The organism is Variovorax sp. AC194 (assembly GCF_979257995.1).
This window is the reverse complement of sequence record NZ_OZ409823.1, coordinates 6,781,116-6,800,887: the sequence shown is the minus strand read 5'-3', so window position 1 is coordinate 6,800,887 and position 19,772 is coordinate 6,781,116. Positions and strand designations below refer to the sequence as shown.

Sequence of the window (19,772 nt, the reverse complement as noted above, 5' to 3'; positions counted from 1 at the left end):
CATGAACAGCAGCATTCCCCCGCAGGCCTGGGTGCCCGTCGACGAGCAGATCGGCTGGTACGGCAAGCTGCCCGCCGCCGGCGACTTTCTCTACCGCCGCATGCCGCGCGAGCTGCAGGCCTGGTGGGACCGCTGGATGCAGAACGGCCTGGGCAGCTTCAAGCGCTGGCCCGACGCGATGACGCGCCACTACGCGGTCGCGCCGGTCTGGAACTTCGCCATTCCCGCGACGCACGGCGTGGACGCGGTGCAGTTCGGCTGCATCGCGCCCAGCTGCGACCGCGTGGGCCGCTACTACCCCGTGTGCGTGACCTTGCAGGTGTCGGCATCGAACTACCGCCCCGCCGTGCTCGAAGGCTCGGCCGCGTGGTACTGGCAGTGCGGCAGCGCCTTGCTGCAGGCCATTCGCCACGGCGTGGCGCCCGACCAGTTCGACGGCCAGATCCTGGCCGCCGCGCGCGAGGGCTTTCGCACGGCCAGCGGCGGCTCGGACGACATCCTCTCGATCCTGGGGCCTACAGCTGCTGGCGCGGGCGCCCAACAGCGCCTGGGCTGGCCCGAGCTTCCACTGTGTTTCGACCCGTTCGGCAGCACCAGCTACTGGTGGACCAACCAGGCCGACGGGTCACCGTTGCGGACCGCGGCCCATGGCGGCGGCCTCAACACACCGCTGTTCTCGAAATTGTTTTCGCAGGGGCACGTGCCATGGGCATGAAAAACCAGCTCCCTGCGGCAGGAGGAGATGCATGACGACGCACGGCACTGGCAACGGCGGCGGCGCAAGTGCGCCGTCCGATGCACAGGACACATCGGAGAAACCGCACCCGCTGGGCACGGGCCACCGGCTGGACGAGTTCGAGCTGCTGGAGGTGATCGGCGAAGGGGGCTTCGGCATCGTCTACCGCGCCTACGACCACTCGCTGCAGCGCGAGGTCGCGATCAAGGAGTACATGCCCGCCATGCTCGCGCGCCGCGTGGGCGACAACAGCGTGCACGTGCGCTCCGAGCGCCTCACGGCCACCTTCCAGGCGGGGCTTCGCAGCTTCATCAACGAGGCGCGCACGCTCGCGCAGTTCAGCCATCCGGCGCTGGTGCGGGTGCACCGGTTCTGGGAGTCGAACTCCACCGCCTACATGGCGATCCAGCTCTACAAGGGCCGCACGCTGCGCCGCCTGGCCGACGACGAGCCCGCGAAGATCACCGAGCCGTGGCTTTTGAACATGCTCGGCCCGCTGCTCGGCGCGCTCGAGACGCTGCACCGCAACCAGTGCTTTCACCGCGACATCGCGCCCGACAACATCTTCGTTCAGCACGACGACCTGCCGGTGCTGCTGGATTTCGGCGCGGCGCGCAAGTCGATCGCCGACCTCGTCGACGAAGTGGCGGTGATGGTGAAGTCGGGCTACTCGCCCATCGAGCAGTACGCCGACGACAACACGCTGCTGCAGGGCGCCTGGACCGACATGTATGCGCTGGGCGCCGTGCTGTACCGCGCGGTCACCGGCCACCCGCCGCCCTCGGCCGTGGTGCGCAGCGTGCAGGACGCCTACGTGCCGCTCGCCTCCATGGGCCGCGCCGACCTGAGCCCGGGCTTCTGCGCCGCGGTGGACCACACGCTGGCCGTGCACAGCAAGGACCGCACGCAGACCGTGGCCGCGTTCGCGGCCGAGCTGGGGCTCGTGAAGCTGGGCGACATCTACGTGAACGCGATGGCGGCGCCGACAGTGATCATTCCGTCCGCGCCGGTGGCGGCCACGCCGCCTCCGCCGCCGCTGTCACCGGTGTCGCCCGTGTCGCCGGTGTCGGCGCCGGCGCCGCTCGAAACGGCGGCCTTCGCTTCGCCACCCGTGGCAGCGGCCGAGCCGGTGGTGCGTCCCAAGCCGCCCGCATCGTCGCCGAGCGCCGGTGCAAAGCGCGCCGACCGGCATCGGCCCGCCGACGGAAAGAAACCGTCGCGCAGGCCGCCGTGGGGCATGGTCGGCGTGCTGTTCATCGCGCTGGTGGCGGTCGGTTGCTGGATCGGCCTGCACCTGACCTCGGACAAGCCGGACACGACCACCGCCATGGCGCCGGTGCCGCCGCCCTCAGCGCCGATGTCCGACCCCAGCGCGCCGCCGGCCGCGATGCCGCAGCCGGGCACGAGCGCCGCGCCCGGCGCATCGTCGGGCACAACGCCCGGCGCAACACCCGGGACAACGCCTGCGATCGCCGATGGCACGCCCACCGGTGTGGCCACGGTCATCGCCGGTGGCGCCACGCCGCCCGCATCGCCTGCCAGTGCACCAGCGGCAGGGGCGCCGATGGCTCCGCCGCCCGAGAGCACGCCCGCTGCCGCGCCGCCGCCCGAACCCCCGGTGGCCGTGGCCACGCCCACCGTGCTGCCCGAAGCCGCCCAGGCCACCAGCGAGGTCGAGGACTGGAACCTCGCGCAGGCCGAGAACTCGCGCGAAGGCTACGAGGCGTACCTGCGCCGCTACCGGCGCGGCCCGCACGCGCGGGAAGCGCGCAACGCCATCGCCGAGCTGAACCGGCTGTCGCCGACGATGCCCGCGCCGCCCACCTCGGCGGCCTCGACGAACAACGTGCCGACCGTGGTGGCGGGCGGCGCATCGCCGACTGCTTCGGCCTCACCGGGCATGGGCCGCGTGCAGTTCAACATCCGGCCATGGGGCCAGGTGCTGGTCGACGGCGCGGACCGCGGGGTGAGCCCGCCGCTCAAGTCGCTGTCGCTGCGGCCGGGGATCTACAACATCGAGGTGCGAAATGGCGACCTGGAGCCGTACCGTCAGCGGGTGACGGTGCAGGACAGCCGGTCGGCGCCGGTGGTGGCGCACGAGTTCAAGTAGTTGAATTGCAGGCGGATCGAATTTGAGTTTCGCCAATCAATTGAGGTTGGCGGTTTTTTCGATATTGGCTCGTGCAATTGTTCACTGACCTTTAATTTGACTGCCGCGCGTGGTGGCTGCACGCGAGCAGGCGGTCAATGTCGATCTCGGAAGAATCCCGAATTTGGCAAAAAAGCCTTCTTGCCCTGGCAGGACGTCGGCATAAATTGCGGTGTGGCCGTGTGAATTCAAGAATTCCCGCATAAGGATGGACCCCAATCCTTTTCCTTGGAAATCGCGGTGAACGGCCAACTCCGCCAGCCATGTGACGGAATAATCATCTCCAAAAGCCCTGACAATTCCCGCGACCGTGCCGGATGATCGCAGGATGGCGTGATAGCCCTTGGCGTACATCGCGTTTATTTCGCCATGGGAATGGTCGCCGCCCCATCCGATGGAGTTATAGATTTCGACAATGCCATTGCACTCCGACGAGGATGGCGGCTCGCATATCTTCAGAATCACGTCTGTGGTTTGCAATTCGAATTCCTCTGTTTTTGGCTGATGGGTAATTCGCGAACTTAAATTGATATTTTTTGACGTCAGTTCCATTGGCATATCAACGAACGCCGCGAATCTGTCGGTCACGCGACGGCGTGCAACCCCCTGCGGTATTGCACCGCCTCCGCCACATGCGCGATCTGCACCGCTTCCGATGAATCCAGATCCGCAATCGTGCGCGCCACCTTCAGCGCGCGGTGCGTGCTGCGCGCCGACCAGCCCAGCTTGGCCGCGGCGTTGTAGATGAACTTGAGCGCCGTGGCGTCCAGCGCCGCGTGCGTGTCGATGGCGTTGCCCTGCAGGTTCTGGTTCGCGTAGCCCTGGCGCTGCATGGCGCGTTCGCGGGCCGCCACCACGCGACCGCGGATGCTTTCGGTCGATTCGCCCAGGGGCGAGTCGAGCAGCTGCTGCGCCGACACGGCGGGCACTTCGATGTGCAGGTCGATGCGGTCGAGCAGGGGGCCGCTGAGCTTGCCCTGGTAGCGCGAGACCTGGTCCGGCGTGCAGCGGCACGGCTTCAACGACGAACCGAGGTAGCCGCAGGGACAGGGGTTCATCGCCGCGATCAATTGAAAGCGCGCGGGGAATTCGGCGCGCCGCGCGGCGCGAACGATGGTGATGGTGCCGGTCTCCAGGGGCTCGCGCAGCGCCTCCAATGCGGAGCGCGCGAATTCGGGGAATTCATCGAGAAAGAGCACGCCGTGATGCGCGCGTGAAATCTCGCCCGGCCGCGGTGGCGAGCCGCCGCCCACGAGCGCCACCGCGCTGGAGGTGTGATGCGGCGCCGACGTCGGCCGGCACATCCACCGCTCCGTCGCGAAGCGACCGCCCAGGCTGGCCACGGCGGCGCTTTCGAGTGCTTCGTCGATGCTCATCGCGGGCAGCAGGCCGGCAAAGCGCTGCGCGAGCATCGACTTGCCCGAGCCCGGCTCGCCCACCATCAGCAGGCTGTGGCCGCCGGCCGCGGCGATCTCGAGTGCGCGCTTGGCGCCGGCATGGCCCTTGACCTCGGCGAGGTCGGCGTACGGCGATGCGGCGACGTCCGGCGTGACATGGATTCGCGCCCAGCCATCGTCGGGCGGCTCGGGCGTCGTGGCCTTGTCGTCCTCGGAGAGGAACTGCCGCACCACATCGAGCAGGTGCTTCGCGCCGTAGACCTCGCCGCCGGGCACCAGCGCCGCTTCCTGTGCGCTCTCGATGGGCAGCACCAGCTTCGTCGCGACGCCGCGCGTGTACAGCGCGAGCGCCATGGCCAGCGCACCGCGCACGGGCCTGAGTTCCCCCGAGAGAGACAGCTCGCCCGCGAACTCGTGCCCGGCCAGCCGCGCGCCCTGGATCTGCCCGCTGGCGGCGAGGATGCCCAGCGCGATCGGCAGATCGAAGCGGCCGGAATCCTTCGGCAGATCGGCCGGCGCGAGGCTGACCACGATCTTCTTGTTGTTCGGAAACTCCAGCCCCGCGTTCTGGATGGCCGAGCGCACGCGGTCGCGCGATTCCTTCACCTCGGTTTCCGCCAGCCCGACCAGCGTGAAACTGGGCAGCCCGTTCGCCAGATGCACCTCGACCGTGACATCGGCCGCTTCAAGCCCAAGCAAAGCACGGCTTTGCACCAAAGACAGACTCATTCTTCTCCCTCTCCCCAAGATGGTGCGTCCATCTTTTTGTTGGCCCACGGCCGCGCGGCACGCTGGTGCCTGCAACCGATCGAAACATTCCTTGTAACGAATTGGCGCTCATCGGCGGGCGCTCGTTCCCTCTCGGGCGGCCGTATTCGTGCACTTTGGCACGCTCCCTGCTTTGAGGGTGTCAGGTCCCACAACACTTTCTTACTTGCGAGGAGTTTCCCGATGACGCACCGTTCCGCCGTCCAGGCGCTGATCGTTCTGGCCACTGCATTGACCGTGTCGGGCGCCGCCCTGGCGCAGACGGCACCGGCAGACCCGGCGCCCGCCCCGGCCCCCTCGCTGACCGGCAATATCTCGCTGACCACGAACTACAAGTTCCGCGGCCAGGACCAGGACATGATCGGCCGCAACGACTACGCCAAGACCCGGGGCCTGAAGCCCGCCGTCCAAGGCGGCTTCGACTACGCCTTCGGCGACAGCGGCTTCTACGTGGGCAACTGGAACTCCAGCGTCAACTGGCTCAAGGGCAACAGCATCGAGACCGACCTGTACGGCGGCTACAAGTTCAAGGCCGGCCCGATCGACATGGACGTCGGTGCGCTGACCTACATCTACCCGGGCAACTCCGCGGGCAACACGACCGAGCTGTACCTGGGCGCCACCTACGCCAACGAAACCTTCGGCTCGTTCACCGCCAAGTACTCGCACACGGTTTCCAAGGACTACTTCGGCTACGCCGGCAACAAGGCCGGCTCGGGCCTGAAGGGCCGCAACACCGGTTACCTGAACCTGGCGTACAGCAAGGAAATCGTGCCCAAGGTCACGCTGAAGGCGGCCGTTGGCTTCACGAACATGTCCAGCGACATCCGCAGCCTGGGCTACAAGAGCTACGTGGACTACAACGTCGGCGCCTCGTATGACTTCGGCAACGGCCTGTCGCTCACGGGCTCGGTGCAGGGCGCCAACAAGAAGACCAACTACCAGGTCGTCGCGAACCCGGGCATCGACATCCCCGACTTCGGCACCTTCGGCACCACGTACTACTCGCCGAACAAGGCGCGCTTCATCCTCACGCTGACGAAGACGCTCTAAATAAAACAACGAGGTGCGGCCCAAGTTGCCGCACCATTTCATTTCCATCCAAAGGAGAAGTTCACATGAAGCTGGTCACAGCCATCATCAAACCGTTCAAGCTCGACGAGGTGCGTGAAGCACTCTCGGCGATCGGCGTGCAGGGGATCACCGTCACCGAAGTGAAGGGGTTCGGTCGCCAGAAGGGCCACACCGAGCTCTACCGCGGCGCGGAGTACGTGGTCGACTTCCTGCCCAAGGTCAAGATCGAAGCGGCCGTCTCCGACGACCTGGTCGATCGCGTGATCGAAGCCGTCGAAGGTGCTGCCCGCACCGGCAAGATCGGCGACGGAAAAATCTTTGTCTACAACCTCGAACAGGTCGTACGCATCCGCACCGGCGAAACGGGCCGCGAAGCCCTCTGATCGAGTCTGGCCCGAAAGAACAACGACTATGAAAAAACTGCTTGTCTCTCTTGCGCTCGGCTTGAGCGTTCTCGCCGCCGGCACGACCGGCTTTGCGCAAACTCCCGCCGCACCTGCTGAAGCGCCCGCCGCATCCGCGCCTGCTGCTGCAGCGCCCGCGGCCGCCCCGGCTGCCGCTGCGCCCGCCGCTGCTGCTGCAGCACCCGCTGCCGCTGAAGCCGCACCCGCCGCAGCGCCCGCGCCGTCCTTCAACAAGGGCGACACCAGCTGGATGATGCTGTCCACGCTGCTCGTGATCATGATGACCATCCCGGGCCTGGCCCTGTTCTACGGCGGCCTCGTGCGCAGCAAGAACATGCTGTCGGTGCTGATGCAGGTGATGGTCACCTTCTCGCTGATCGTGGTGCTGTGGCTCATCTATGGCTACAGCCTCGCCTTCACCGAGGGGAACGCCTTCTTCGGCGGATTCGACCGGCTCTTCATGAAGGGGATCTTCGATCCGGCCACCGGCGTCTTCGCACCCGGCGCGACCTTCAGCAAGGGCGTCTACATCCCCGAGCTGCTGTTCGCCGCCTTCCAGGCCACGTTCGCCGGCATCACCTGCTGCCTGATCGTGGGTGCCTTCGCCGAGCGCGCCAAGTTCTCGGCCGTGCTGCTGTTCATGGTGATCTGGTTCACCTTCAGCTACGCGCCGCTGGCTCACATGGTCTGGTTCTGGATGGGCCCGGACGCCTACACCGCCGCCAACGTGGTGGATGCCAACAACGCCAAGGCCGGCCTGATCTGGCAATGGGGCGCGCTGGACTTCGCAGGCGGCACCGTGGTGCACATCAACGCAGCCGTCGCCGGCCTCGTGGGTGCCTTCGTGATCGGCAAGCGCGTCGGTTACGGCAAGGAAGCCTTCACGCCGCACTCGCTCACGCTCACCATGGTCGGCGCCTCGCTGCTGTGGGTCGGCTGGTTCGGCTTCAACGCAGGCTCGGCCCTGGAAGCGGGCACCAGCGCCGTGCTCGCCTTCATGAACACCTTCTCGGCCACCGCCGCCGCCGTGCTCGCATGGTGCATCGGTGAAGCGCTGATGCGCGGCAAGGCCTCGATGCTGGGTGCCGCCTCGGGCGCCGTTGCAGGCCTCGTGGCCATCACCCCGGCCGCCGGCAACGTCGGCCTGATGGGCGCCCTCGTGATCGGCTTCATCGCCGGCTTCGCCTGCCTCTGGGGTGTCAACGGCCTCAAGAAGCTGCTCGGCGCGGACGATTCGCTGGACGTGTTCGGCGTGCACGGTGTCGGCGGCATCGTCGGCGCGCTGCTCACCGGCGTGTTCAACACCCAGGCGCTCGGCGGCCCCGGCCTCGTGGGCGACTGGGTCACGGCCAGCGTCGTGTCCAACGGCATCGGCGCCCAAGTGTGGATCCAGCTGAAGGGCGTGCTGCTGACCATCGTCTGGTCGGGCGTGGTGGCCTTCATCGCCTTCAAGATCGCCGACCTCACCATCGGCCTGCGTGTGTCGGAAGAAGAAGAGCGCGAAGGCCTCGACATCTCCGCCCACGGCGAGACTGCATACAACCGTTGATTCCCCACGGGGACGCCCTTCGGGGCTCCCCGGCCGGATGACCACCATCCTCTTTTTTCACAAGAACAATTCTTCGTAACGAGTTTTTCAAGCGAGGTCTCCTTTGGATGTTCAGCCCGCGAGCGCTCCGGCGCCAGCGGGCTTTTTTTTGCCCGTCGCCGCCATCGCGAGGGGCACAATCGCCACACCATGTGGACCTCCCTCGAAGACAGCCTCTGCGCGCTTGGCGAATCGCCGTTCTGGCACCCTGACGAACGCGCCCTCTACTGGATCGACATCCCCGGCCGCGCCGTGTTGCGAACGCGCGGCGAAATCGGAACGGCATCCGCCACGGTCGAGCGATGGGCCCTGTCCACCGAGCCCGGCTGCATGGCGCCGGCCCGAAGCGGCGGCCTCGTGATCGCATTGCGCGACGGCATCTACCGCGCGCGCGAATGGGGCGGCGAGCTGGTCGCGATGGCGCGCGTGGAGCACGACGTGCGCACCATGCGTTTCAACGATGGCAAGTGCGATCCGCTCGGCCGCTTCTGGGGCGGCTCGCTCAACGAGGCGAAGGACCGCGCCAACGCCGCGCTCTATTGCTTCGATGCGCGGCCCGGCACCGACATCTCGCCCACGCTCTCGCAGATGGCCAACGAGTCCACCACCGCCAACGGCCTCGCGTTCTCCCCCGATGCCCGCACCCTGTACTGGGCCGATACCGCCGCGCACGTGGTCTGCGCATGGGACTGGGACGCCGAGGCCAACGCGCTCTCGCACGCCCGCGTGTTCCATCAGTTCGAGACCAAGCCCGAAGGCTGGACGCCCGATTCGTCCGTTCGCTACGAAGGCCGCCCCGATGGCGCGACGGTCGATGCAGAGGGCCACTACTGGGTCGCGATGTTCGAAGGCGCGCAGTTGCTGCGCTTCGCGCCGTCCGGTGACATCGTGGCCTCGGTGCCCGTTCCCGTGCAATGTCCGACGATGCCGTGCTTCGGCGGCGATGACCTCAAAACGCTCTTCGTCACCAGCGGCCGCAAAGGCCGGCCTGCCGCGGAAATCGAACGGCTGCCCGCATCGGGCACGGTGATCTCGATGCGCGTCGATACGCCGGGGTTGCGCGTCAACTTCTTCGAGGACTGAAGTGGGTCGTTCAGGGCGCGATCACGCCGACGGGGTACCTTGCTCCGCGAATGTCCCCCGCCTTCGGCTCCTCCTTGATTTCGCTGCGCAAGGCACCCCGTCGGCGTGCTCGTTATCCAGCGCAGTCGCTGATCGGCCAGCACCACGACAGCGCTCGGCGTGCGCAGGGCATCGGGTGCTCCCCGCAGCGAAATCAAGGAGGAGGGCGAAGCCCGGGGGACATTCGCGGAGGGGAGTACCCGGTGGCCTGTGCACGTGCCCTGAACAGAAGTTCAGAGGGTAAGACCAAGTGGCCCTCCAACACATCCCACCGATTCAGTGCCTGCTGACCTTCGAGGCCGTGGCGCGTTTGCGAAACGCAAGCCGCGCAGCCGATGAACTGTGCGTCACCCCCAGCGCAGTCAGCCACCGCATCCGCCAACTCGAAGCGCACGTCGGCTTCAAGCTTTTCGGCCGCGGCGATTTCAGCCTCACGGCCGACGGTGCGGCGTATCTCGCGAACGTACGCACCGGCCTCGCCGCATTGCAGGCCACGCCGCTCGCGAATGCCGCACCGCGCGCCACGCGCCTGCGCATTGCTGTCACACCCACCTTCAGCCGCCAGTTCCTGATGCCCAGGCTCGAGCTGTTCCGCAACATCTATCCGGACATCGAACTCGTGCTGCAGGTGTCGATCCCGCTGCTCGACGTGACGGCTGAGCAGGCCGATCTTGAAGTGCGCTACGGCACCGGCGCGTATGCCGACTGCGAGCACCGCCTGCTGCTCGAAGAAGAGGTGGTGCCCGCCTGCAGCCCCAGCTACCTCAACGAGTTCGGCCCGTTCGATGGTTTCCGCACTGCCGCCGAGATCGCGAGCGCGCGGCTCATCCGCAGTCCGCTCGAACCCTGGGGCACGTGGTTCGCGCACTGCGGCATCGACCAGCCCGAGCCGCACGTCGGCTCGCAGTTCAATGACCTGGGGCTCGTCTACGACGCGGCCGCGAGCGGCTTCGGCGTGGCGCTGGTGCGCCAGAAGATGGGCGCCGCGTGGTTCGAATCGGGGCGGCTCGTGGCGCTGTCCGACTGGGCCGTGCCGTCGCCGCACCGGCACACCATCTGCTGGCAGCCCGGCACGCTCGAGCGCTGGGAGTGCGCGGCCTTCGTCGACTGGCTCGCGCAGAGCCTGCGCTGAACGGCCCGGCTCGCCGGCAAAGTTCTCTCAAGCGCCGCGCGAAAAAGCTTCAACCCGGCGCCGCCGCATTTCCGTAGAGTGCGGTACACCACGAGACATCCCGCCAGAACAAGAGAAAGACGAGGCCGCCGAATGAATGCGCCGCTCACCGCCGTCCAGCACGGCTCGCTACAGAAAACGGAGCGCCAGTCGCAGGTCGTGCGCGCACTGCAGGCGCACCTGCCCGCGCGTGCACTGATCTGGCACGCCGAGGACACCACCCCCTACGAGTGCGACGGACTCACCGCCTACCGGCAGCGGCCGCTCGTCGTGGCGCTGCCCGAGACCGAGGCGCAGGTCGCCGCCGTGCTCAGGACCTGCCACCAATTGGGCGTGCCCGTGGTGGCGCGCGGCGCGGGCACCGGGCTCTCGGGCGGCGCGATGCCGCATGCGCTGGGCGTGACGCTGTCGCTGGCCAAGTTCAACCGCATCCAGAAGATCGATCCGGTGAGCCGCACGGCGGTCGTGCAGTGCGGCGTGCGCAACCTTGCGATCAGCGAGGCGGCCGCGCCGTTCAACCTCTACTACGCGCCCGATCCGTCGAGCCAGATCGCCTGCACCATCGGCGGCAACGTGGCCGAGAACTCGGGCGGCGTGCATTGCCTGAAGTACGGCCTCACGCTGCACAACGTGCTGCGCGTGCGCGGTTTCACCGCAGAGGGCGAGGCGATCGAATTCGGCGGCGAGGCGCTCGATGCGCCGGGCCTCGATCTGCTCGCGCTGGTCATCGGCAGCGAGGGCATGCTGGCCGTGACAACCGAGGTCACCGTCAAGCTCGTGCCCAAGCCGCAGCTCGCGCGCTGCATCATGGCCAGCTTCGACGACGTGCGCAAAGCCGGCGATGCGGTCGCGGCGGTGATCGCGGCCGGCATCATTCCCGCGGGCCTGGAGATGATGGACAAGCCCATGACCGCCGCCGTCGAGGACTTCGTGCGCGCGGGTTACGACCTCGACGCGGCGGCGATCCTGCTGTGCGAATCCGACGGCACGCCCGAAGAGGTCGAAGAAGAAATCGGCCGCATGACCGCCGTGCTGCGCGGCTGCGGCGCCACCGCCATCGCGGTGAGCAACAGCGAAGACGAGCGCATGAAATTCTGGAGCGGCCGCAAGAACGCCTTTCCGGCGTCGGGCCGCATCAGCCCCGACTACATGTGCCTGGATTCGACCATCCCGCGCAAGCGCCTGGCGGACATCCTGCTCGCGATCCAGGAGATGGAGAAGAAATACAACCTGCGCTGCTGCAACGTGTTCCACGCGGGCGACGGCAATCTGCATCCGCTGGTGCTGTTCGATGCGAACGACCCCGACGAGCTGCATCGCTGCGAGCTCTTCGGCGCCGACATCCTGGAGACCAGCGTCGCCATGGGCGGCACGGTGTCGGGCGAGCACGGCGTGGGCGTGGAGAAGCTCAACAGCATGTGCGTGCAGTTCACCGCCGGCGAGAACGAACAGATGTTCGGCGTGAAGCGCGCGTTCGATCCGGCCGGCCTCTTGAACCCCGGCAAGGTGATCCCGACGCTGCAGCGTTGCGCTGAGTACGGCAAGCAGGTGGTGCGCGGCGGGCAGTTGCCGCATCCCGATCTGCCGCGCTTCTGAGAACGACGAGAACAAAAAAAGAGACCATGGATTCAGCTCTCCACCAGATCGTCGAGCGCATCCGCGCCGCGGCGGCCGATGCCACGCCGCTTTGCATTCGCGGCGGCGGCACCAAGGATTTCTACGGCGAGGTGTTGCAAGCCGACATTCTCGACACCACCGCGCTCACAGGCATCACGAGCTACGAGCCGAGCGAGCTCGTCGTCACCGTGCGCGCCGGCACACCGCTCGCCGAACTCGAAGCCGCGCTGGCCGAGAAGGGGCAGTGCCTGCCCTTCGAGCCGCCGCATTTCGACAACGGAGGCACGGTGGGCGGCATGGTCACGGCAGGCTTGAGCGGCCCCGCGCGCGCCAGCGTCGGCGCGGTGCGCGACTACGTGCTCGGCGCCACGCTCGTCAACGGCCGCGCGGACGTGCTGAGCTTCGGCGGACAGGTGATGAAGAACGTCGCGGGCTACGACGTCTCGCGCGTGCTCGCCGGCTCGCTCGGCACGCTCGGTTTGATCGCCGAGGTGAGTCTCAAGGTACTTCCCGTTGCGCCCGCCGAGGCCACGCTGGAATTCGCCTGCGGCCAGGCCGATGCGCTGCGGCTGCTCAACGAGTGGGGCGGGCGGCCGCTGCCGCTGAATGCGAGCTGCTGGTTCGAGAACGCCGGTACCGGTGCGCTCTACCTGCGCCTGCGTGGCGCGGTCGCGGCCGTGGAAGCGGCATGCACGCATCTGGGCGGCGAGCGCAAGGACAACGCACGCGCCGCCGCCGATTGGCAGGCGCTGCGCGATCAGCAGTTGCCATGGTTCGATACGGCCAACGGGCCGCATGCACTCTGGCGCCTCTCGGTGCCGCAGACCGCGCCCGTGCTCGCCATCGATGGCATCGCGCCGCTGATCGAGTGGCACGGCGGACAGCGCTGGTACAAGGCGCCGCCAGATCGAGCCGCACGCATCCGCGAGATCGCGCGCGCGGCGGGCGGACACGCCACGCTGTTCAGGACATCGGCCTCGAACGTCCCCCGCTTCGATGCGATGAGCGCCCCCATCGCCCACATCCACCGCGCGCTGATGCGCGAGTTCGACCCGCACCGCATCTTCAACCGCGGCCGGCTTTTCGCAGACGAATAAAAAGAGACGACACCCCGCGATGCAAACCGAACTCGCCCCCGAATTCCGCGACACCGACGAAGGCCGCGAAGCCGAAGCGATCCTGCGCAAGTGCGTTCACTGCGGCTTCTGCACCGCCACCTGCCCGACCTACCAGCTGCTGGGCGACGAGCTGGACGGCCCGCGCGGGCGCATCTACCTCATCAAGCAGGTGCTCGAAGGCAAGGCACCGACGCGCAGCACGCAGTTGCACCTGGACCGGTGCCTCACTTGCCGCAACTGCGAGAGCACCTGCCCGAGCGGCGTGCAGTACGGTAACCTCGTGGACATCGGCCGCAAGATCGTCGATGAGAAGGTGCCGCGTCCCGCAATGGAGTCGGCCACGCGCTGGCTCTTGAAGGAAGGGTTGCCCTCGCCGCTCTTCGGTCCCGCGATGAAGCTCGGTCAATCGGTGCGCGGCTTGTTGCCCGATGCGATCAAGGCCAAGGTGCCCGCCAAGCAGGAGGCCGGTGCATGGCCCACCGCCACGCATGCGCGCAAGGTGCTGATGCTCGCGGGCTGCGTGCAGCCGTCGATGATGCCCAACATCAACAGCGCCACCGCGCGCGTGCTCGATGCAGCGGGCATCCAGGTCGTGATCGCGAAGAAGGCCGGCTGCTGCGGCGCGGTGAAGTTCCACCTCAACGACCAGGAGGGCGGCAAGGCGCAGATGCGCGCCAACATCGATGCGTGGTGGCCGCAAGTGGAGCGCAACGAGGTCGAGGCCATCGTGATGAACGCGTCGGGCTGCGGCGTCACCGTGCGCGAGTACGGCCACATCCTGCAGCACGATACGGCCTATGCGGCGAAGGCGGCGCGCATCAGCGAACTGACGCGCGACCTGAGCGAGCTGCTGCCCGATCTGGTGCCGGCATTGAAGGCCCGCGTGTGCGCGCCCGAAGGCGTGATCGCCTACCACCCGCCGTGCACGCTGCAGCACGGCCAGAAGCTGCGCGGCGGCGTGGAGACGCACCTGCGCGCGCTCGGCTTCGACGTGCGCGTGGCCATGAACGAATCGCACCTGTGCTGCGGTTCGGCGGGCACGTATTCGGTGCTGCAGCCCGAGCTGGCCTACCCGCTGCGCGACCGCAAGCTGGGGCACCTGAAGCAGCTGCAGCCCACCGTCATCGCCTCGGCCAACATCGGCTGCATCACGCACCTGCAAAGCGGCAGCGCAGAGACGCCGGTGCGTCACTGGGTGGAGCTGCTGGACGCCGCGCTGGACGCCGCACTGGGCGCGCGAGGGTAGGGCCTGATCGCACAGCAGCGCAGGGCGCGGTCCGACTCGCGCGGCGGGCGCTGGCGGCGCATCATGGCGGCACCGAATCTGCAAGGAGCCTGTGCCATGTCCCACGTTACCCAACTTCCGCTGCGACGCGTTCTGCTGGCCTGCGCTTGCATGGCCGGTGCCATGGCGGCGCACGCCCAGTCCGCAATGCCCGCGTGGCAGGGCGCGGGCCCCACGCGCTACGTGTGCGGCGGCATCGGCTCCGACGAATCGAACGCCATGCGCGCGGCGATGAAGGAGCATCCGCTCTCGCTGCTGTTCGCGCGCGCCGACGGCGCCTACATGGCCAGCGTGGACGTCACGATCAAGGGCGGCGATGCCGGCTCGTCAGCCGCCATGGCCTTCCGCGCCGGCGGCCCGGTGTGCCTGATCGACATCCCCGATGGGCGCTACACCATCGACGTCACCACGCCCGGCGGGCAGGCCAAGAGCCAGGCGGTGACGGTGGGCGGCGGCGCGAAGACCGCCAGTTTCCGGTTCTAACGAGAGCCGTCGGCCTTCAGCCGGCCGCCAGCGCCGCCTCGACATCGCGCGTGAGCGAGGCGGGCGTATCGAGCGGCGCATAGCGCTTGAGTACCGTGCCGTCGCGCCCGACGAGGAACTTGGTGAAGTTCCACTTGATGGCCGTCAGGCCCAGGAGGCCCGGCTTCTCCTTGGTGAGCCACTGGTAGAGCGGCGCGGCGTTGCTGCCGTTGACGTCGATCTTCTCCATCATCGGAAAGCTCACGCCGTAGTTCTTGGTGCAGAACGCGCCGATTTCCTCGTTGGTCCCTGGGTCCTGCGCGCCGAACTGGTTCGAGGGAAAGCCCAGCACCGCGAGGCCCTGGCCGGCGTACTTCTCGTGCAGCGCCTCCAGCCCGGCGAACTGCGGCGTGAAGCCGCATTTGCTCGCGGTGTTGACGATCAGCAGCACCTTGCCCTTGAAGGCGGAGAGCTTCACCGGCTTGCCGTCGATCTGGTTGGCCTCGAAGTCGTAGACGCTGGTCATGATGGGTGTTCCTCAGGTGGACGCAGAGGCGCGATCATCGCCCCGCGCGGGCGATCGCGCAAACGCGGCCCAGACGGCGCCCAGCACGATCAGCGCGCCGCCCACGAGGATGCGCGGGCCCATCGTGGAGGCGCCGAGCGCGACCGACGAGACGCTGGCGAACAGCACCTCCGACAGCATGATCACCGAGGTGGCGCTCGCCGCAAGGCGCGCCGCGCCGTACTGCAGGCACACGTTGGCGACGACGAAGCCCGTGCCCAGCAACGCGGCCCAGCCGAGCCAGCCGGGCGTGGCCTGGAGCGGCGAAGCGATGGCGCCGATCGCGGTGCCGCCGAGCGCCGCGACGCCCGCTACGAATGTGCAGCCGCAAAACATCGCGAGCGCGCGCGATTCGCCCGGTGCTTGCCGCAGGTGGCGCAGCACGATGTTGGTCACCGCGAAGCCGAAGCCGGCCGCAAGGCCGAGCCAGTCGGGCAGGCTCGAGGGCACGGGCCAGTCGGTGCCCGGCGTCTTGAGCACCACCACCACGCCGGTGAGCGCCAGCGCCACGCGCGCGAGCGCGCTGGCCGTAGGCCGCTCGCCCAGGAGCAGCCAGCCCAGCAACACGCTCCACAACGGCATCAGGTAGAACAACAGCACCACGCGCACCACGTCGCCCTGCGTCACCGCCCAGTTGAAGCCCACGTTGGTGAAGCCGGCCGCCAGACCCAGCACCGCGAGCATCGGGTAGGCCGCGAAGCCCTTCCATGCGTGGCGGCGCACGAGGGCCATCACGAGCGCCATCACGAAGGTGATAGCCAGGTAGATGAGGCAGGTGGTCCAGAGCGGATGCAGGCCGTGCCGCTCGATGTGCCGGAAGGGAAACCACGACAGCCCCCAGACGAAGGCGTTGAAGATCAGTGCGAGCGCGGGCATGGTGGCGTTGGAAAAATGAAGGCTTCGGCGCTCGGCGCGCCGGCCGTCTCACCAACGCAGTCGCGCAAGGTCAGTGATGTTTGTCGCTGCGGGCGATGGCCAGGAGGTGCTCGACTTCTTCGGGGTACTTCTTCACGTTGTTCTCGTGCCAGCGCTTGATGAGCCACATGCAGCCCGCCACCACGAGACCGAAGGCGCTGATCGCACCGTAGGCCGAGAGGCCCAGCCCCGTGCACACGCTGTAGAAGCCGCCCAACAGAAGAATGCAGGCCTGCTCGTTGAAGTTCTGCACCGCGATCGATCGGCCCGCGCCCATGAGGTTGTGGCCGCGGTGCTGCAGCAGCGCATTCATCGGCACCACCAGGAAGCCGCCGAGGCCGCCCAGGATGATGAGGAACGGCACCGCGAGCCACACGTTGCCGATGAAGTTCATGCAGATGACCATCAGCCCCATCGCGATGCCCATCGGGATCACGCGGGTGGCCATGTCCAGCCGCATGCGCATCGAGGCCACGATGGCGCCCACGGCCGTGCCGATGGTCACCACGCCGGTGAGCGCCGAGGCCTGCGTCGTGTTGTAGCCCAGCGCGAGCGAGGCCCACGCGAGCACGATGTACTTGAGGTTGCCGCCCGCGCCCCAGAAGAGCGTGGTGGTGGCCAGCGAGATCTGGCCGAGACGGTCGCGCCACAGGCGTGCGTTGCAATGCCAGAAGTCGGGCAGCAGCGCGGCGATGTTGCGCACGAAGCCGTGCTCGGGATTGGAGCGCAGCGGGCGCATCTCCACGCCCGTGTGCGGGATGCGCGTGTTGAACCAGGCCGCCAGCGCGTAGACGAAGATCAGCACCGAGATCGCGGCCTCGGCCGGCGAATCGATGCCGGTGTCGATCATCGGGAAATCGAAGGCCAGCAAGTGGCTGGAGACCGCATGGCCCACCAGCGTGCCGCCGAGCACGATGCCCAGGAGGATGGAGGCGATGGTGAGCCCCTCGATCCAGCCATTGGCCTTGACCAATTGGGAGGCGGGCAGCAGTTCGGTGAGGATGCCGTACTTGGCCGGCGAGTAGGCCGCCGCGCCCAGGCCCACGATCGAATACGACAGCAGGGGGTGCGAGCCGAACAGCATCATCAGGCAGCCGATCACCTTGATCGCATTGCTGATGAACATCACCTTGCCCTTGGGCAGCGCATCCGCGAAGGCGCCCACCAGCGGCGCGAGCACCACATAGAAGACCGCGAAGATCGGCACCAGGGCCGCGCGTTGCCATTCGGGGGCGCCCGAACTTCGCATGAGATCGACGGCAACAACGAAAAGCGCTTGGTCGGCCAGCGACGAAAAGAACTGGGCCGACATGATCGTGTAGAAACCGCGCTTCATCGATGGGCTGGCTGGCCAGAGGGTCTGCTGGCGGTAGTGAAAAAGTGTCGCGTCCGGAGCGAATGGGCGGTTATAGCATGGGGGTACGACGCGGAAATGGGCATCCCTTCCGTATTCGACCCCATTCCCGGAAATGCTAAAACGTGGTCTGAATTTGCCCTTCATCCGTTTGCAGTCCGATCGCAGCCCGCACAGAGCACCTATGCCGCGCCCCATTCTCGCCACCGTCCACACCGCAGCCCTTCGCAACAACCTGGAGCGCGTTCGCCGCTCGGCCCTGGACGCCCGCGTCTGGGCGGTGGTCAAGGCCAATGCCTATGGCCATGGCATCGAGCGGGTCTACGAGGGCCTGCGCGGCGCCGACGGCTTTGCGCTGCTCGACCTGGCCGAGGCCGAGCGCGTGCGCGCCCTGGGCTGGCGCGGCCCCGTGCTGCTGCTCGAAGGCGTGTTCGACGCGCGCGACCTGGAGCTGTGCTCGCGCCTGGACCTCTGGCACACCGTGCATTGCGACGAGCAGATCGACATGCTCGCCGCGCACAAGACCCTCAAGCCGCAACGTGTTTTCCTGAAGATGAACTCGGGCATGAACCGCCTGGGCTTCACGCCCGAGCGCTTCGCCTCGGCCTGGACGCGCCTCAATGCATTGACGCAGGTCGACGAGATTTCGCTGATGACGCACTTCAGCGATGCCGACGGCGCCCGCGGCATCGCGCACCAGCTCGAAGCCTTCGAGCGCGCGACGCGCGACCTGCCGGGCGAGCGCTCCATCGCCAACAGCGCGGCCACCCTGCGCCACCCCGACCAGACGCGCGGCGACTGGGTGCGCCCCGGCATCATCCTGTACGGCAGCGCGCCCGACTTTCCGGTGAACGACGCGGCGCACTGGCAACTGCAGCCCACCATGACGCTCGCCACCAAACTGCTCTCGGTGCAGACGCTCAAGGCCGGCGACACCATCGGCTACGGCTCCAACTTCACGGCCGAGGGGCCGCTCACCATCGGCGTGGCCGCGGTGGGCTACGGCGACGGCTATCCGCGCCACTGCAACACCGGAACGCCCGTGCTGGTGAATGGCGTGCGCACCCGCATGGTGGGCCGCGTGAGCATGGACATGATCACCGTGGACCTCACGCCCGTGCCCGATGCGAAGTTCGGCACCGAGGTCACGCTGTGGGGCCGCTCGACGGTCACCGATGCGGTGCTGTCCATCGACGAGGTCGCGCAGGCGGCGGGCACCGTCGGCTACGAACTCATGTGCGCCGTGGCGCAACGCGTGCCGTTCGCGCCCGCCGAAGCCGACCCAGACACCCAGCAATGAAGGTTCTTTCCAACTGGCGCTCCATGCGCCTTTGGGAAACGCAGATCGAGCGCGACCTGCACCGCAACCACAGCCTGCGCACGCACGGCATCCTGATCGGCACCTTCATGCTGCTGCTCATGTGGGGCGTGTCGGCACTGCAGATGCACCTGCTGCATGTGGACTCGCTGGCGGTGCGCTACTGCCTCACGCTGGGCGTGGGGTACCTCGGCTACCTGCTGGTGCTGCGCTGGTGGGCCCGGCGGCTGGTCGAGAACGGGGTGGGTGTCAGTCTCGATACGAGCGGCGGCGAAGCGGTCGACGTTGCCGATCTGGCATTGGATGTGGCCAGCAGCGCGAGCGACGCCGGCTTCGGCGGCGCGGCCGACATGGCCGGCGGCGCGCTCGAACTGGCGGGCGAATCCGACGAAGGCGCGATCATCGTCGTGCCGGTGGTCGCCATCTTCCTGATCTGCGTGGCGGTGCTCTTTGGCGCGGGCTCGCTCGTGCTGCTGTATTTCAGCTGGGACGCGCTCCTGGCCGTGGCCATCGAGGTGGCGTTCTCGTATGTGTCGGCGCGCGCCGCGGTGCGCGTGGCGCGCGAGGGCTGGCTTGTGGCGGCAGTTCGGCTGACCTGGAAGCCGCTGCTGGGCGCGGTGATCTCCGCCGTGATCCTGGGCGCGCTGCTCGACCACTTCATGCCGCAGGTCAATTCGTTGCCCGAGGCGGTGCGCGTCCTGTTGAAGACGCACTGAGGCCGCCCGCGCG

18 protein-coding genes are annotated in these 19,772 nt (G+C 67.6%); 13 read left to right on the top strand and 5 right to left on the bottom strand.

Features of this window, described 5'->3' with window-relative positions; translation table 11 throughout:
- Window position 1: 1 nt before the first annotated feature.
- Both tagF and ACZYRS_RS32030 read left to right on the top strand, forming a co-directional pair.
- Complete coding sequence (gene tagF, locus ACZYRS_RS32035) at window positions 2-715, top strand: type VI secretion system-associated protein TagF (RefSeq protein WP_463422419.1); 714 nt, start codon at window positions 2-4, stop codon at window positions 713-715.
- 31 nt (window positions 716-746) lie between these two features.
- Window positions 747-2,846: a serine/threonine protein kinase gene (locus tag ACZYRS_RS32030; protein ID WP_463422418.1), complete on the top strand. Its 2,100-nt coding sequence runs from the start codon at window positions 747-749 to the stop codon at window positions 2,844-2,846.
- An 81-nt stretch (window positions 2,847-2,927) separates the two neighbouring features.
- On the opposite strand, the gene ACZYRS_RS32025 is transcribed toward ACZYRS_RS32030, so the two are convergent.
- Window positions 2,928-3,473 (bottom strand): GNAT family N-acetyltransferase, encoded by a 546-nt coding sequence (locus tag ACZYRS_RS32025; RefSeq protein WP_463422417.1) that lies wholly within the window; start codon window positions 3,471-3,473, stop codon window positions 2,928-2,930.
- Window positions 3,470-5,011, bottom strand: a complete 1,542-nt coding sequence (locus ACZYRS_RS32020; RefSeq protein WP_463422416.1) for a YifB family Mg chelatase-like AAA ATPase — start codon at window positions 5,009-5,011, stop codon at window positions 3,470-3,472. Before ACZYRS_RS32020 ends, ACZYRS_RS32025 begins: the two co-directional genes overlap by 4 nt.
- A 222-nt stretch (window positions 5,012-5,233) precedes the next feature.
- On the opposite strand from ACZYRS_RS32020, the gene ACZYRS_RS32015 reads away from it, so the two are divergent.
- The 9 genes from ACZYRS_RS32015 (at window position 5,234) to ACZYRS_RS31975 (ending at window position 14,912) form a co-directional block, all read left to right on the top strand.
- Entirely contained in the window at window positions 5,234-6,103 is an 870-nt protein-coding gene (locus ACZYRS_RS32015; protein ID WP_463422415.1) for a TorF family putative porin, read from the top strand.
- Window positions 6,104-6,168: 65 nt separating this feature from the next.
- Window positions 6,169-6,507 (top strand): P-II family nitrogen regulator, encoded by a 339-nt coding sequence (glnK, locus tag ACZYRS_RS32010; RefSeq protein ID WP_007833403.1) that lies wholly within the window; start codon window positions 6,169-6,171, stop codon window positions 6,505-6,507.
- Window positions 6,508-6,535: 28 nt separating this feature from the next.
- Window positions 6,536-8,077 carry an ammonium transporter gene (locus tag ACZYRS_RS32005; RefSeq protein ID WP_198789346.1) on the top strand — a complete coding sequence of 514 codons (1,542 nt, stop codon included), beginning with the start codon at window positions 6,536-6,538 and terminating at the stop codon, window positions 8,075-8,077.
- 189 nt (window positions 8,078-8,266) lie between these two features.
- Window positions 8,267-9,199, top strand: a complete 933-nt coding sequence (locus tag ACZYRS_RS32000) for an SMP-30/gluconolactonase/LRE family protein (protein ID WP_463422414.1) — start codon at window positions 8,267-8,269, stop codon at window positions 9,197-9,199.
- A 289-nt stretch (window positions 9,200-9,488) separates the two neighbouring features.
- Window positions 9,489-10,370, top strand: a complete 882-nt coding sequence (locus ACZYRS_RS31995) for a LysR substrate-binding domain-containing protein (RefSeq protein WP_463422413.1) — start codon at window positions 9,489-9,491, stop codon at window positions 10,368-10,370.
- Window positions 10,371-10,502: 132 nt separating this feature from the next.
- A complete protein-coding gene (locus tag ACZYRS_RS31990; protein ID WP_463422412.1) occupies window positions 10,503-12,005 on the top strand; it encodes an FAD-linked oxidase C-terminal domain-containing protein in 1,503 nt (500 codons plus the stop codon).
- A gap of 26 nt (window positions 12,006-12,031) precedes the next feature.
- Complete coding sequence (gene glcE, locus ACZYRS_RS31985; protein WP_463422411.1) at window positions 12,032-13,123, top strand: glycolate oxidase subunit GlcE; 1,092 nt, start codon at window positions 12,032-12,034, stop codon at window positions 13,121-13,123.
- Window positions 13,124-13,142: 19 nt separating this feature from the next.
- Complete coding sequence (gene glcF / locus ACZYRS_RS31980; protein ID WP_463422410.1) at window positions 13,143-14,390, top strand: glycolate oxidase subunit GlcF; 1,248 nt, start codon at window positions 13,143-13,145, stop codon at window positions 14,388-14,390.
- Window positions 14,391-14,486: 96 nt separating this feature from the next.
- Window positions 14,487-14,912: a carboxypeptidase regulatory-like domain-containing protein gene (locus ACZYRS_RS31975; RefSeq protein ID WP_463422409.1), complete on the top strand. Its 426-nt coding sequence runs from the start codon at window positions 14,487-14,489 to the stop codon at window positions 14,910-14,912.
- A gap of 16 nt (window positions 14,913-14,928) precedes the next feature.
- On the opposite strand, the gene ACZYRS_RS31970 is transcribed toward ACZYRS_RS31975, so the two are convergent.
- The 3 genes from ACZYRS_RS31970 to lplT all read right to left on the bottom strand — a co-directional run bounded on the left by ACZYRS_RS31970 (window position 14,929) and on the right by lplT (window position 17,707).
- The gene (locus ACZYRS_RS31970; RefSeq protein ID WP_198789353.1) at window positions 14,929-15,417 is read right to left on the bottom strand and encodes a glutathione peroxidase; all 489 of its coding nucleotides are present in this window, start codon (window positions 15,415-15,417) and stop codon (window positions 14,929-14,931) included.
- A gap of 12 nt (window positions 15,418-15,429) precedes the next feature.
- Complete coding sequence (locus ACZYRS_RS31965) at window positions 15,430-16,332, bottom strand: DMT family transporter (RefSeq protein ID WP_463422408.1); 903 nt, start codon at window positions 16,330-16,332, stop codon at window positions 15,430-15,432.
- 70 nt (window positions 16,333-16,402) lie between these two features.
- Window positions 16,403-17,707 carry a lysophospholipid transporter LplT gene (gene lplT / locus ACZYRS_RS31960; protein WP_463422407.1) on the bottom strand — a complete coding sequence of 435 codons (1,305 nt, stop codon included), beginning with the start codon at window positions 17,705-17,707 and terminating at the stop codon, window positions 16,403-16,405.
- Between the two features lie 202 nt (window positions 17,708-17,909).
- Here lplT and alr point away from each other — a divergent pair, with 202 nt between their 5' ends.
- Entirely contained in the window at window positions 17,910-19,025 is a 1,116-nt protein-coding gene (alr, locus tag ACZYRS_RS31955) for an alanine racemase (RefSeq protein ID WP_463422406.1), read from the top strand.
- A complete protein-coding gene (locus ACZYRS_RS31950; protein ID WP_463422405.1) occupies window positions 19,022-19,759 on the top strand; it encodes a hypothetical protein in 738 nt (245 codons plus the stop codon). The genes alr and ACZYRS_RS31950 overlap by 4 nt, the downstream gene beginning before the upstream one ends.
- The last annotated feature ends 13 nt before the right edge of the window (window positions 19,760-19,772 follow it).